At 66.7% G+C, this 13,365-nt stretch carries 12 protein-coding genes; 11 read left to right on the top strand and 1 reads right to left on the bottom strand.

Annotated elements, in window-relative coordinates; translation table 11 throughout:
• The first annotated feature begins 2 nt into the window (after nucleotides 1–2).
• The 9 genes from ACFSVL_RS39660 (at nucleotide 3) to ACFSVL_RS39620 (ending at nucleotide 9,418) form a co-directional block, all read left to right on the top strand.
• Complete coding sequence (locus tag ACFSVL_RS39660; protein ID WP_378312161.1) at nucleotides 3–1,196, top strand: MCE family protein; 1,194 nt, start codon at nucleotides 3–5, stop codon at nucleotides 1,194–1,196.
• Nucleotides 1,193–2,230, top strand: coding sequence for an MCE family protein (locus tag ACFSVL_RS39655; RefSeq protein ID WP_378312159.1), 1,038 nt, complete (start codon nucleotides 1,193–1,195; stop codon nucleotides 2,228–2,230). Before ACFSVL_RS39660 ends, ACFSVL_RS39655 begins: the two co-directional genes overlap by 4 nt.
• Nucleotides 2,227–3,228 (top strand): MCE family protein, encoded by a 1,002-nt coding sequence (locus ACFSVL_RS39650; RefSeq protein ID WP_378312157.1) that lies wholly within the window; start codon nucleotides 2,227–2,229, stop codon nucleotides 3,226–3,228. Before ACFSVL_RS39655 ends, ACFSVL_RS39650 begins: the two co-directional genes overlap by 4 nt.
• A complete protein-coding gene (locus ACFSVL_RS39645) occupies nucleotides 3,225–4,466 on the top strand; it encodes an MCE family protein (protein WP_378312155.1) in 1,242 nt (413 codons plus the stop codon). Before ACFSVL_RS39650 ends, ACFSVL_RS39645 begins: the two co-directional genes overlap by 4 nt.
• Entirely contained in the window at nucleotides 4,463–5,725 is a 1,263-nt protein-coding gene (locus ACFSVL_RS39640) for an MCE family protein (protein ID WP_378312153.1), read from the top strand. The genes ACFSVL_RS39645 and ACFSVL_RS39640 overlap by 4 nt, the downstream gene beginning before the upstream one ends.
• A gap of 2 nt (nucleotides 5,726–5,727) precedes the next feature.
• On the top strand, nucleotides 5,728–7,080 hold the full coding sequence (locus ACFSVL_RS39635; protein ID WP_378312151.1) for an MCE family protein: 1,353 nt from the start codon (nucleotides 5,728–5,730) through the stop codon (nucleotides 7,078–7,080).
• The gene (locus ACFSVL_RS39630) at nucleotides 7,056–7,631 is read left to right on the top strand and encodes a hypothetical protein (RefSeq protein ID WP_378312150.1); all 576 of its coding nucleotides are present in this window, start codon (nucleotides 7,056–7,058) and stop codon (nucleotides 7,629–7,631) included. The genes ACFSVL_RS39635 and ACFSVL_RS39630 overlap by 25 nt, the downstream gene beginning before the upstream one ends.
• Nucleotides 7,628–8,299: a hypothetical protein gene (locus ACFSVL_RS39625; protein ID WP_378312148.1), complete on the top strand. Its 672-nt coding sequence runs from the start codon at nucleotides 7,628–7,630 to the stop codon at nucleotides 8,297–8,299. Before ACFSVL_RS39630 ends, ACFSVL_RS39625 begins: the two co-directional genes overlap by 4 nt.
• Nucleotides 8,300–8,386: 87 nt before the next feature.
• On the top strand, nucleotides 8,387–9,418 hold the full coding sequence (locus ACFSVL_RS39620; RefSeq protein ID WP_378312146.1) for an ABC transporter ATP-binding protein: 1,032 nt from the start codon (nucleotides 8,387–8,389) through the stop codon (nucleotides 9,416–9,418).
• A gap of 21 nt (nucleotides 9,419–9,439) precedes the next feature.
• On the opposite strand, the gene ACFSVL_RS39615 is transcribed toward ACFSVL_RS39620, so the two are convergent.
• Nucleotides 9,440–10,492 carry an Lrp/AsnC family transcriptional regulator gene (locus tag ACFSVL_RS39615; protein ID WP_378312144.1) on the bottom strand — a complete coding sequence of 351 codons (1,053 nt, stop codon included), beginning with the start codon at nucleotides 10,490–10,492 and terminating at the stop codon, nucleotides 9,440–9,442.
• A gap of 258 nt (nucleotides 10,493–10,750) precedes the next feature.
• On the opposite strand from ACFSVL_RS39615, the gene ACFSVL_RS39610 reads away from it, so the two are divergent.
• Nucleotides 10,751–11,587 (top strand): mycofactocin-coupled SDR family oxidoreductase, encoded by an 837-nt coding sequence (locus ACFSVL_RS39610; RefSeq protein ID WP_378312142.1) that lies wholly within the window; start codon nucleotides 10,751–10,753, stop codon nucleotides 11,585–11,587.
• A 41-nt stretch (nucleotides 11,588–11,628) separates the two neighbouring features.
• Entirely contained in the window at nucleotides 11,629–13,158 is a 1,530-nt protein-coding gene (locus tag ACFSVL_RS39605) for an AMP-binding protein (protein ID WP_378312140.1), read from the top strand.
• Nucleotides 13,159–13,365 lie beyond the last annotated feature (207 nt).

Genomic DNA, 13,365 nt, shown 5'->3' with positions numbered 1-13,365 from the left:
AGATGCGGAGAAGCAACCGGGTCAAAGACCCGCTGATCGGTCTGGCCGGCCTGCTGTCGTTCGCCTTGGTCGTGGCGCTGTGCCTGGCCCAGTATAACCAGGAGTTCACCTCCTACGTCCCGGCCACCGTCCGAGCGGACCGCACGGGGCTGCTCATGGACTCCGGAGCCAAGGTGAAGCTCAACGGTGTTCAGGTCGGCACGGTCGGCGACATCGCGCTGAGCGGATCCGGGGTGACGGTGGCGCTGCGGCTGTACCCCGACATGGCCGGCAAGATCCCCTCCGGGGTGGAGGCCGACCTGGTCCCGCCGACGATGTTCGGCGCGAAGTACGTCTCGCTGGTGCCCGAGGGAAGCCGGTCGGGCACCCTCCAGCCGAACGCGGTCATTCCCAACCGCAACTACACCGCGGAGATCAACACGACGTTCGACGCCGTGCTCCGAACCCTGGACGCTCTCGAACCGGCACAGCTGAACTCGATGCTCAACTCGGTCGCGGACACTTTGCAAGGCCGGGGCAAGCAGATCGGCAGCGTGCTCCGGGAGACCAACGACTACCTCCGCCAGATCAACCCCAGCTTGTCGTCGCTCGCCGGGGATCTGCCCGCGACCAGCGCGGTCGCGGACGACTACACGAAGGTGACGCCGGATTTGGTCCGTACCTTGAGCAACGTCGGCAACCTCAGCGACACCATGGTGCGGGAGCATGCGCAGCTGAACGCGTTCCTCTTGTCTTTCACCAAACTGGGCAACAACACCGCTTCGTTCCTGTCGGCCAACGAACGGGCCATCCCGACGACGCTGAACTACCTGCGGCCGACGATTCAGCTGCTGGGCCGGTATTCCCCTGAAATTCCTTGCCTGCTGGGCGGCCTGGTCCGCAATGACGAACTGCTTTCGGCGGTGGTGGGCGGTCCGGAAATGGGCGGGACGCACCGCGACGCGCACGTCACCGTGACGGTGCAGTCCGACTCTCTGCCCGCGTACTCCTACCCGGGCAACCTGCCTGTCGTGGGCGCGGACAACGGCCCCGATTGCCACGGCCTGCCCCGGGTGGACCGCAAGGTGCCGTACGTCAACTACGACACCGGAGCCAATCCGTACCCCACGCATCAAGACGGCCTGACCGTCAGCCAGGTGCCGCTGTCGGTCCTGCTTTTCGGCGAGCAACAGCCCACAGCGGGAGGCGGACGATGAAGGTAGCCGGTTCCGCGATCAAGCTGGCGGTCTTCCTCACACTGACCGCCCTCACCGCTGTGTTCCTCGGCAATGTCCTGGCCGATTCGCGCACATCCGGGCGCGCGGTGAGCTACCGGGCGGTGTTCGCCAACGCCTCGTATCTGAAAACCGGCAGCGACGTCCGCATCGCGGGGGTGACGGTTGGCAAGGTCCAGTCGCTGGCGCTGCGTCCGGACAACAGCGTCGTGGTCGGGTTTCAGGCACCCGCCGACCGGCCGCTGCCGGGCAACGTCCGGGCCGCGGTCCGGTACAAGAACCTGCTCGGCGACCGGTATCTCGAACTGGCCCAAGGCACCGGGGCGGGCGACGCGAACCTGGCTCCAGGAGCGACCATCCCGGTTTCGCACACGACTCCGGCACTCGACCTCGACATCCTGGTCGGCGGGTTCAAGCCGTTGTTCCAGGCGCTGGCTCCGGAACAGATCAACCAGCTCTCCGCCGAGCTGATCAAGGTCTTCCAGGGCGAGTCCGGTTCGGTGACCGCGTTGCTGTCCTCGGTGACGACCCTGACCTCGTCCCTGGCCGACCACGACCAGGTCATCGGAAGCTTGATCACCAACCTCAACACCGTCCTCGGCACGATCGACCAGCGCGGCTCCCAGGTGTCGGACCTGGTGGTCCAGCTGCAGCAACTGGTGAGCGGGTTGTCCGCCGACCGCGAACCGATCGCCCGGTCGATCGACCATGTCAACGACCTGGCAGGCTCCGCCAGCGGACTGCTCGCCCAGCTCCGGCCCGATCTCGCCGCGACCGTCGGCAGGCTGGGCACGGTCGCCGGAACCCTCAACGCGAACAGCGACCTCGTCACCGCGGCGGTCAAGGGGCTGCCCGGGGCGTACAAGGCGATCTCCGGAATCGGCTTGTACGGGGACTTCTTCAACTTCTTCCTCTGCGACATCCAGGTCAAGACGACCGGGCCGAACGGAGCGCCGGTGTACACGCCGTGGATCGAGAGCCAGCTGCCGCGGTGCGGCGACCAGGGAGGGCGATGACCATGGCCCCGCCCCGCACCCCGCACGCGCGTCTCGGCATCTCCGGGACGGCGGCGCTGATCGCCGTGCTCCTGCTGGCCCTCTCCGGCGACACCGTCTCGTCGCTGATCGGAGCCCGCAGTTACCGCGCGGCATTCGCCGAAGCCGGCGGCATTTCTCCGGACGACTCGGTCGTCGTATCGGGCATGGTCGTCGGCAAGGTGACCGCCGTGGAACTCGATGACGACCAGGTCGAGATCTCGTTCGTCGTATCCGACGATTCCGTCCGGCTCGGCGACCAGAGCCGCGCCGCCATCAAGGCGCAGACCGCGCTGGGCAAGAAATCGCTCGAACTGACGCCCTCCGGTGCCTCGGCGCTGGCGGAAGGCGCGGAGATCCCGCTGGCGCGGACCCTCTCCCCGTACGACATCACCGAGGCGTTGAGCGATCTCACCCAGAACGTGTCCGAAATAGACACCGATCAGCTCGGCAAGGGACTGAACACAGTGTCGGACACGCTGTCCGCCGCGTCGTCGGAGGTCAAGCCCGCGCTGCAGGGCGTTCAGCGCCTCTCCGACACGATCAACGCGCGCGACGGCGAGCTGTCAGAATTGCTGCGGCACAGCGCGAATGTGAGCGGGCTGCTGGCCGAGCGCCGCGGGCAGATCCAGACTTTACTGGCCGACGGAAGCACGTTGCTGAGCGAACTCAATTCCCGCAGCGACGCGATCACCCAGCTGCTGACCCGGGCCACGAGCCTCGCCCAGCAGGTGTCCGGATTGGTCGCGGACAACGAAAAGCAGATCGGCCCCGCGTTCGACCAGCTCAACGGAGCGATGAAGCTGTTGCGCGACAACAAGAAAAGTATCGACGAGGCGCTGACGCAGGGCGTGTCGCTGATCCGCGAGCTCGGTTCGGTGGTCGCGTCGACGCCCGGAATCAACATCTACGTTCCGAACCTGGTGGCGACGAACGTCGTGCCGACCCTTCCCGGGCTGCTGACCGGAGGCGGAAAATGAAGGCGCTGTTCCGTCCCTATCGTCTGGCACTGGTCGCAGTGGTGCTCGTCTTCGCCGGAGGCGCGGTCTATCTCGCCGGTGGATTCGGTGCGGCCGAGAAGCACGCGACCGCCTACTTCGACAAGACCACCGGGCTCTATGTCGGCGACGACGTGCGGGTGCGCGGCGTCACCGTCGGCAAAGTCGACGCGATCACCCCGCAGGGAAACCAGGTGAAGGTCGACCTCCACTACGAGGCGGATCGGAAACTGCCGGCGGACGCCAAGGCCGCGATCGTCGCTCCGAGCCTGGTGACCGGTCGCTACCTGCAACTCGCACCGGCCCACGCTGACGGGGCGGTACTGGCCGACGGCGCGGTCATCCCGCGCGAGCGCACCGCGATCCCGGTCGAATGGGACCAGATCAGCGGCGAGCTGACCAGGCTGAGCCAGGCACTCGGACCGCAGGGAGCCAACAAACAGGGCGCGCTCGGCAAGTCGATCACCAGTGCCGCGGACGCCTTCGGCGGCAACGGGCAGCAGCTCCACGACACGATGGCCGCGATGTCCCAAGCGGTGCACGGACTGTCCCAAGACAGCGGCAACCTCTTCAGCACCGTCCGCGATCTGAATACGTTCCTGCAGGCGCTCAACTCCAGCGACGCGCAGGTGACCACCTTCAGCAACCAGCTCGCCTCGATTTCCTCGCTGCTGAAAGACAACCGGACGCAGTTCGCGACATTGCTGAGGGAAGCCGATCGGGCGATGGGCTCGATCACCCGGTTCGTGAACGACAACAAGAGCCGCCTCAGCACGACCGTCAACGGCACCGCCGACCTTGCGCACCTGCTGGCGGACAACGAGATGAAGCTGGCGAACCTGCTTCATCTCGGGCCGACGACGCTGGCCAACTTCTACAACAGCTACGACCCGCACACGGGTGCGTTCACCGGCCGCCTCGTGCTGCCGTACGCGAAGGGCCTGTCCAACACGGTGTGCCAGGCGATCTACTCGCTGGGCGGAACGCTGCAAGACTGCCAATCCGCGCTGCGGCCGATCCTCGACCAGCTCAACCTGGACAACCTGCCCGTCTCGGCGAACCCCACGACGCAGCCGGGGACGGCCAACCAGAAGAACCCGGGCGAACCCGACCCGAAACCCCAGCAACCCGGCGGCTCGCTGGTTCCCGCACCGCCCGTCCAGGGCAGCCGGCCGGGATCCGGGGGCCTGCTCGGCCTGCTCACCGGAGGTGGCTCATGACGCGACGCTCCCTGTCGGTACTCGCTGTCGGCACTTGTCTCGCCGTGACGGGGTGCCAGGTCGGCGGCGTGAACTCGGTGGTCCTTCCCGGCGGCGTCGGCACCGGGGATTCCGGTTATCCGGTCCGGATCGAGTTCGCCAGCGCCGCGAACCTCGTCGCCAACTCGGAGGTCAAGGTCAATGACGTCACCGTCGGCACGGTGACCGCGATCGGCCTGGAGGGCTGGCACGCCCAGGTCACGGTGAGCCTGCGGCGCGATGTGCAGTTGCCCGCCAACACGGTGGCGCGGATCGGGCAGAAGAGCCTCTTGGGGGCCGAGTACGTGGAACTCGCGCCGCCGACGGGCGAACTGCCGGTGGGCAGGCTGCGCGGCGGCGACGTGATCACCCTGGCGCACAGCGACCGGTACCCCGAGACCGAAGAGCTGCTCGCGAGCTTGTCGACCTTGCTCAACGGCGGCGGTCTTCAGCAGGTGCAGACCATCGCTCGGGAAGTCAACAACGCGCTCGGCGGCAACGAGCAGGCGACCCGTGATCTGCTCGCGAACCTGAACACCTTTGTCGGCAGATTGTCGGAGCAGCGGCAGCAGATCACCCGTGCGATCTCGGCCGTGGACAAGCTGGGCGCGGCCCTCTCGGCACAGCGCGAGCAGATCGGCACGGCGATCGACAAGATCGGTCCGGGCCTGTCCGTGCTCAACCAGCAGCGCGGCAACCTCACCGAAGCCATGGGGGCGCTGGACAACCTCGGTGTGGTCGGCACCCGCGTCGTCAACTCCTCGAAGGACGCGTTGCTGACCGACCTGCGCGACCTCCAACCGACTCTGGCGAAACTCGTCGAAGCGGGAGACTCGCTGCCGAAATCGCTGGACCTGCTGGGAACGTTCCTGTTCCCGATCAAGGCGGTGCCCAACGCCGTCAAGGGGGACAACCTCAACGCGTCGATCACCGTCGACGCCAGCCTGCCGGCACTGGCCACGGGCCTGTTCCCCGGTCTCCCCGTCGAATCCGCGCTGCAGCAGCTGGCTACCGCGCTGCAGGCGACCGACCCGGTTACCGGCCCCGTCACCGCGGCCGTGAACGGCGTCGGGAAGTCTGTCGCGGTCGGCGGGCAGTCCGGGGGACTGGTGACTCCGCAGAAGCCAGCTCCTGCTCCCACATCCGCACCGGCGGCACCGTCTTCGCCTCCCGCCTCGACGCCAACGTCGCCTCCGGCAGCCAACGGTGGTCTGCTCGGATTCCTGCTCGGAGGTGGCTGACGATGTTCCTTCGCCGGGTCAAATTGCAGCTGGCCGTGTTCGCGGTGCTGACCTTGTTCGGCATCTCGACCGTGGCCGTCAACTACCTCAACCTGCCGCAGCTCCTCGGGTTCGGCCAGTACCACCTCACCGCCGAGTTCACCGACGCCAGCGGACTGTACCCGGGCGGCTTGGTGACGCTCCGCGGCGTACAGGTCGGCCGCATCTCGGGGCTGGACCTGGGAAAGGGCGAAGTGGCCCGGGTCGATCTGGCGATCGACGACAACGTGCGGATCCCCGCGGACCTCACGGCGGAGGCGCACAGCACCTCCGCGGCGGGCGAGAACTACGTGGACCTGCTGCCCCGCCGCGACGGCGAGCCGTGGCTTCAAGCCGGCTCGGTGCTGGGAACCGACCGCACGAAGAACCTGCCGTCGGCGGGGACCATGCTGGACAGCTTGAGTTCACTGGCGAACTCGCTGCCCCGGGACAAGATCCGAACGGTCATGCGGGAGGTCACGACGGCGTTCAACGGAAGTGCCGCGGATCTGCGGCAGCTTCTCGACTCGGCGCAGCTGCTGCTGCACGACGCCACCGCGAACGTGGGGCCTACCAAGGAATTGCTGAACGCCGTCGGCCCGTTCATGCAGACCCAGCAGGACAACGCTGACGCGGTGCGCACCTTCACCACCAACCTGGGTTCGTTCACCGACCAGCTCCGGCTCAGCGACGCGGACCTGCGTCGCGTGCTCGAACACGGGGCACCGGCCGCGGATGCCGTCAACGGGCTCGTCGGCGAAATCTCTCCCGAGATCCCCATGCTGCTGCACGACCTCGCTTCGACCGGGCAGACGCTCAAGGTGTACCTCCCCGGCCTGGAACAGGTCCTGGTGCTCTATCCCGCAGTGACTGCGGCGCTGCAGACCGCGGTTTCGCCGGTGGGCGGCGCGGATCCCGGAACTGCCCACCTGGCCCTGCGCCCGAACGTCGGCGACCCGCCCAACTGCTACGACGGATTCCTGCCCCGTGAACAGGAACGCGACTTCACCGCGGTGGACGTCCGGTCCCAGATCCCCTCGAATCTGTATTGCAAGGTTCCGCACAGCGACCCGCGGAATGTGCGCGGGGCCCGGAACACGCCGTGTCTCAACGCGCCCGGCCGGCGAGCGGCGAGTGTCGAGGAGTGTCTCGGCGGCGAGCCCGGCACTGAGCCGAGCCCCGTGCTCGGCGGGGATTCCTTGCTGGCCAAGGCATTGGGGTACGACCTGTCGTCCGGACGGGTGCTCTCGCCCGACGGAAAGCTGTATCTGCTCAGCGGAGCCGGTACGAACCAAGGAAAGGAGCCGGGATCGTGGCAACAGCTGCTGCTGAAGTGACAGCCGAGGACGCCGCGGCGACGGACGCGGACGACGTGACACCGCCGAAGCCGGGCTGGTTTCGCCGCAACCTCCGCAAACTCGCGGCCGGAGCGGTAGTGGGAGTGCTCATCGTCGCGCTCATCGCGTTCGGAACGGTCTGGTACCTGCGCATCCACGCTGCCGACGCCGACGCTCAGCGCCGCACCGCGGTCCTGGACGCCGCCCGCCAGAGCGCGGTGAACATCACCAGTATCGACAAAAACGCCGCGCAGCAAGGAATCCAGCGGATCGTCGACGGGGCGACCGGCGAATTCAAAGACCAGTTCTCCCAGCAGGCCAATGCCTACCAGCAGATGCTCGCCAGTTCCCAGGTGGTGTCCGCGGGCAAGGTCGCCGAGGCCGGGATCGTGGAACTGACCGGAGACCGGGCGGTGGTCCTCGCGGCCGCGACGGCCACGGTGAAAAACAAGGACGCGCCGGCCGGTGAACAGCGGGTCTACCGGATGCGCCTGACCTTGCAGGACGAAAGCGGCCGCTGGCTGGTCTCGAAATTGGAGTTCGTGCCGTGACAGAGAACAAGACCCGGTCCGCCGTGCGCACCATGGACCGCAAACCCAGCCCGCATCCGCGCGACGTCGACCTCGACGAAGCGGACGAGCCGAGCGACGGCCCGGTTTCGGAGAAGGACGCCGAGAGTCCAGAGGAGGAGGACGACGTCGCCGAGCCGGACGCCGGGGACCGGCCGCGGAAGTGGTACGAGCGGCTGCCGCTCGCCGCACTCGTGGTGGCTGCGCTCATCGTCGGCCTCGGCGCGGCGGACATCGTGCTCTTCAACCGTGCCAACGACACTGCCGCTACCGACCAGGCCCGGGCCGACGCGACCAAGGCCGCCCAGCAGGCCGTTCCCGCTGTGTTGTCCTACAACCCCGGCTCGCTCGACGGGTACGCCAGCGAAGCGAAAAGCAAGACCACCGGCGAATTTCAGGCTGCGCTGGGCTCGCTGATCGAGCAGTCGGTGCTGCCCGCCGCCAAGCAGCAGCAAATCTCGACCAAGGCACAGGTCACCGCGTCTTCCGTGGTCAGCGCCGAGAGCGGCAAAGTGGTGCTGCTGATGTACGTCAACCAGACGACGACCAGCACTAAGCTCGCCCAGCCCGCGCTCGAAGGGTCGCGGCTTCGTGTGACGATGCAGCGGCCCGGCGATGTCTGGCTGATCTCGCACCTCGATCCGGTCTGATTCCGCTGTTCACCGCACTGAGGAGGTTCCTGTGCCTGAAACCGGGAAAACCGTCATCCACGCTTCGGCGCGAGCGAAGGAGAGCACATGGGCGCGGAGGTAGTGGTCGAGGGGCTGACGAAGTCGTTCGGCAAACACGCGATCTGGCGGGATGTCTCGCTGACGCTGCCGCCTGGCGAGGTGTCGGTGATGCTGGGCCCGTCGGGCACCGGGAAGTCGGTATTCCTGAAGACGTTGATCGGCCTGCTTAAACCGGACCGCGGCAGTTGCGTCGTCAATGGCACGGACATCACCCGCTGCGGCGAGCGTGAGCTGTACGAGACGCGGAAGCTGTTCGGGGTGCTGTTCCAGGACGGCGCCTTGTTCGGCTCGATGAACCTGTACGACAACATCGCCTTCCCGTTGCGAGAGCACACGAAAAAGCCGGAAAGCGAGGTCCGCCGGATCGTCCTGGAGAAGCTGGAACTCACCGGGCTGAGCGGCGCGGAACGGAAACTGCCCGGAGAGATCTCCGGCGGCATGCGCAAACGCGCCGGCTTGGCCAGGGCGCTGGTGCTGGACCCCGAGATCATTCTGTGCGACGAACCGGATTCTGGCCTGGACCCGGTGCGGACCGCTTACCTGTCCCAGTTGCTGATCGACCTGAACGCCCAGATCGACGCGACGATTCTCATCGTCACGCACAACATCAACGTGGCGCGGACAGTGCCGGACAACCTCGGCATGCTGTTCCGGAAGGAACTGGTGACGTTCGGGCCGAGGGAGGTGCTGCTGACCTCCGACGAACCGGTCGTCGAGCAGTTCCTCAACGGGCGGCGTCTCGGTCCGATCGGCATGTCCGAGGAAAAGGACCAGGCACAGATGGCACGCGAACTCGCCCACGCCGATTCCGGCCATTCCGACGGGTCCGCCGAAGATCTCCGCGGGGTGGTGCCCCAGTTGCGGCCCACTCCCGGCCTGTGCGAGCGGCAAGGCGCACGACGCCGTCAGGACCGCGTGATGCGCATCCTGCACACGCTCCCGTTGCCCGCGCAGCGCGGAATCATCGATTCGCTGACCGGCGAGGAACGGCGGCGCTACGGGATTGACGACCGGATACCGTTGCTGGACAACGCCTGAACCGTCGGCTCGCGTGGCCGGTCATGAAAGACGCTTGACGTACACGGAGAACCGCACGATGTCGATGATTTGCAGAGTCTCCATCGAGCGCACGCCCTTCAGCGAGCGGACTCGGTTGAGCACGCTGTTCACCATGTCATTCTGGTCCTTGCCGGTGATGCCCATGGTGAGATCCGCGCTGCCGATAGTGAGCGCGGTGAAGAGCATCTGCGGCAATTCCTCGAGGACCGCGGAGACCGTGGCGATTTCGCCGCGGTCCACCGTGAAACCGACATGGGCGAGCACGCCCATCATGCCGAGCGCCAGCGGCTCGATCATGGCGACGATGCGCAGCAGCCCGGCGTCGGTCAGCCGGTTGATGCGCGACCGCACAGTGCCTTCGGAGACAGCCAGCTCCCGGGCGATCTTGCGGTTGGACTGCCGACCGTCGTGGACGAGCGCCTGCATGATGCTCGCATCGAGTTCGTCGACAGCCACTGCGGGCCTGGGCAGCCGGATCGGCGGGACGTTCTTGGCCAAATAGAAGTTCCGGCCGAGCGCGGTCACCGAGGACCGGGTGGCCAGGTCGAACCTGACGTTGGTGACGCCGGGGATGTCGGCGAGACGCCGCTCGATCAGCTCGTTCAACTCGGCCCGGTCGGTGACCAGGAAGTAGGCGAGGACGTCCGCGTCGCCGAAGACGGTGGCGGACACCTCGCACTCCGGCAGCAGAGCGACGTCCTCGGCGACGTCTTTCGGGGTCCGGCCCTCGACATGGATTTTCGCGACGACGAACCAGTCGAAGCCGGCGACCTCCCAGTCGAACAGGGCGGTGAAGATCAGCACCCGGCTGGCGACCAGTCGCTTCAGCCGCACGCCGACGTTTGCTTCCCCGATGCCGGTCGCGGCCGCCAGCTCGCGGTTGCTCATCCGGCCGTCCTGGAGCAGCAACTGGATGAGCGCGGTGTCCGCGTCGTCGAGCGAGACGACGCTGGCTTCGGAGGCGATCTGAATCATGTCGCGACCCGCCGACGCGCCCTCGACCGAAGGCGGGGTCAGCTCGACGGCTCCGTTGTCACGCGGGCGAGACCTCATCGGCGCTCTCCTCTGGATCGTGTAGTCGGGGTCAGTACATCGCCGTGATTCCTGCCGGTTATGCCCCGGTTGGTCTCAGGTAGGTCATAAATGCGTACCTTAGTCCGCCCTGTGCCGCGGATCTTTCCGCCCGTCGAGTCGTTGACGCGGCAAGGTGCGCGTGCTAATTTCGGCATCACCTTGTTACTGAACGATCAGTAACTACCTGCTGGGTGCATCGCGCGGAATTCGCTCTACGCGAAGTCCAAAGGAGTGGTCATGGCACGGGGTCTCGAAGGCAAAGTCGCGTTCGTCACCGGGGCCGCGCGCGGGCAGGGACGCGCTCACGCCATTCGGTTCGCCGAAGAAGGCGCGGACATCATCGCGCTCGACTTGTGCGAACAGATTCCCAGCGTGCCGTACCCGCTGGCGACGGCCGAGGATCTTGACGAGACGGTCGAACTGGTTGAGAAAACCGGACGTCGAATTGTGGCCGAACAATGCGACGTGCGGGACTTCCGGGGACTCAAGGCGGCGGTCGCGAGGGGCGTCGCCGAACTTGGGCGAATCGACTTCGTATTGGCGAACGCGGGGGTTCTTCCGCTGGCCGACGGGGAAAACGCCGATGACACGAAGCCGTATACCGATGCGGTCGACGTGCTGCTCAACGGCGTGTACTACACGATCGAAGCCGCGCTTCCGGCCCTCGTCGAACACGGTTCCGGCGGGGCGATCGTGATCACCAGTTCTACCGCCGGGCTCAACGCCTTGTGCCCCGGATACGACGAGATGACCAGCGGCTTCGCCGGCTATCACGCCGCGAAACACGGCGTCGTCGGATTGATGCGCTATTACGCCAAGTCCTTGGCGGCCAAGAACATCAGGGTGAACACAGTGCACCCGACAGGAGTCTCGACGCCGATGGTGGTCAATGACTACGCCGCGCAGTATTTCGGCGATCGTCCGCAAATGCTGACGGCGTTCGAGAACCTTCTGCCCGTGCAGCTCGTCGAGGCCTCCGACGTCAGCGAGGCCATGGTGTACCTCTGCGGGCAATCCGGCCGCTACCTCACCGGCTGTACGCTCCCGGTCGATGCCGGGCTCACTGCAAAGTAAAGCCAGTTCCCTCCCACCTCCGAGAGCCCGAGGCGAGTGTTGTGATTGTTCCGTTCAGCGTGTCCGACTTTCTCGACCGTGCTGTGGCGGCCTACCCGGAGCGGATCGGCGTCTACGACGAGCCGAACCAACCGGCACCGTCCCTCGGCGACCTCAGCTACGGCGAACTCGGCGCACGAGCCAAGTCGATGGCAGCCAAGCACGATGCACTCGGGATCGAGGCCGGCGACCGGGTCGCGTTCGTCTCGCACAACTCAGCGCGACTGCTGACTGCCTTCTTCGGAGTCTCCGGGTACGGCCGCGTGCTGGTCCCGGTGAACTTCCGGCTCTCGGCCGAGGAGATCGCCTACATCGTCGAGCACAGTGGCGCCCGGGTGCTTTACGTGGATCCGGAACTCGAAGGCGCGCTGTCCGAAGTGAAGTGCGAATTCAAGTTCGTCCTGGGCCAGGACGAGGACCTCTGCCTGCCCGGCGTCGAACCGCGCCCGTGGCGGCACGACGAGAACGCCACCGCCACGATCAACTACACCTCCGGCACCACCGCGCGTCCCAAAGGCGTCCAGCTCACGCATCGCAACCTTTGGACGAACGCGGTCACCTTCGCGCTGCACGCCGGTGTCACCGACCGCGACGTCTACCTGCACACGCTCCCGCAGTTCCACGTCAACGGCTGGGGGATGCCGTTCGCGATGACGGGACTCGGTGTGCCGCACGTGATTCTGCGCAAGGTCGACGGCGCCGAGATCCTCCGGCGCGTCGAGAAGCACGGCGTCACCGTCATGTGTGCCGCACCGGCGGTGGTGAACGCGGTCCTGGAAGCGGCGCGAACCTGGGACGGTCCGATCCCGGGCCGCGACCGGGTGCGGATCATCGTGGCCGGTGCTCCGCCGCCGACCAAAACGGTCGTCCGGGTCGGCGAGGAACTCGGCTGGGAGTTCATGCAGATCTACGGCATGACCGAAGCCTCGCCGCTGCTGACGGTCAACCGGCTCCGGCAGGAGTGGGACGACCTTCCCGCGGAGGACCGCGCCGCCAAGCTCGTCCGGGCCGGTGCTCCCGCTCTCGGGACCGCGGTGCGCATCGATTCGTCCGGAGAGGTGCTCGCCCGGTCGAACGTCGTCCTCGACGGCTACTGGGAACAGCCGGAGGAGTCGGCCAAGACACTGGCGGGCGAATGGCTCCACACGGGAGACGGCGGCACGATCGACGACGAGGGCTACCTGACGATCAGCGACCGCAAGAAGGACGTGATCATCACCGGCGGGGAGAACGTCTCCTCGATCGAAGTCGAGGACGTCATCTTCAGCCACCCGGACGTCGCCGAGGTCGCCGTGATCGGCGTGCCCGACGAGAAGTGGGGCGAGACGATCAAGGCCCTGGTGGTCCGGGTTCCGCGGTCGACGCTCACCGAAGCCGAACTGGTCGCTTACTGCAAGAGCAAGGTGGCCGGCTACAAGGCGCCCACGTCGGTGGAGTTTCGCGACGCGCTGGCCCGGACGGCGACCGGCAAGCTGCAGAAGTTCAAGCTGCGGGAGCAGTACTGGGCAGGTCGCGACCGGCAGGTCAATTGACCTCGAACCGGCAACCGCCCCTGGTGGGCGTCGCCCGGCGACGACGCGTTCCGCGCATGAGCACGCGACGTCGTCCGGCCGGATCCGGCCGCCTGCGAGGTCACGGCGAGGAGCGGCGGAGCTGACCCTATACAATCATAATCATTATGATTTATTCTCCTGGAGGTTCGTTCACCCGGAGCATGCGCGAACGGACAGCGGCGGTCT

Source organism: Amycolatopsis silviterrae, from assembly GCF_042684085.1.
Taxonomy (GTDB): Bacteria; Actinomycetota; Actinomycetes; order Mycobacteriales; family Pseudonocardiaceae; genus Amycolatopsis; species Amycolatopsis silviterrae.
The sequence above is the reverse complement of the archived record's forward strand: the minus strand, read 5'-3'. Positions and strand labels throughout refer to the sequence as shown.

Excerpts from the sequence above, each read along its gene's own strand:
- ACFSVL_RS39660 (WP_378312161.1), top strand. The coding sequence starts at position 3 with ATGCGGAGAAGCAACCGGGTCAAAGACCCGCTGATCGGTCTGGCCGGC.
- ACFSVL_RS39655 (WP_378312159.1), top strand. The coding sequence starts at position 1,193 with ATGAAGGTAGCCGGTTCCGCGATCAAGCTGGCGGTCTTCCTCACACTG.
- ACFSVL_RS39650 (WP_378312157.1), top strand. The coding sequence starts at position 2,227 with ATGACCATGGCCCCGCCCCGCACCCCGCACGCGCGTCTCGGCATCTCC.
- ACFSVL_RS39645 (WP_378312155.1), top strand. The coding sequence starts at position 3,225 with ATGAAGGCGCTGTTCCGTCCCTATCGTCTGGCACTGGTCGCAGTGGTG.
- ACFSVL_RS39640 (WP_378312153.1), top strand. The coding sequence starts at position 4,463 with ATGACGCGACGCTCCCTGTCGGTACTCGCTGTCGGCACTTGTCTCGCC.
- ACFSVL_RS39635 (WP_378312151.1), top strand. The coding sequence starts at position 5,728 with ATGTTCCTTCGCCGGGTCAAATTGCAGCTGGCCGTGTTCGCGGTGCTG.
- ACFSVL_RS39620 (WP_378312146.1), top strand. The coding sequence starts at position 8,387 with ATGGGCGCGGAGGTAGTGGTCGAGGGGCTGACGAAGTCGTTCGGCAAA.
- ACFSVL_RS39615 (WP_378312144.1), bottom strand. The coding sequence starts at position 10,492 with ATGAGGTCTCGCCCGCGTGACAACGGAGCCGTCGAGCTGACCCCGCCT.
- ACFSVL_RS39610 (WP_378312142.1), top strand. The coding sequence starts at position 10,751 with ATGGCACGGGGTCTCGAAGGCAAAGTCGCGTTCGTCACCGGGGCCGCG.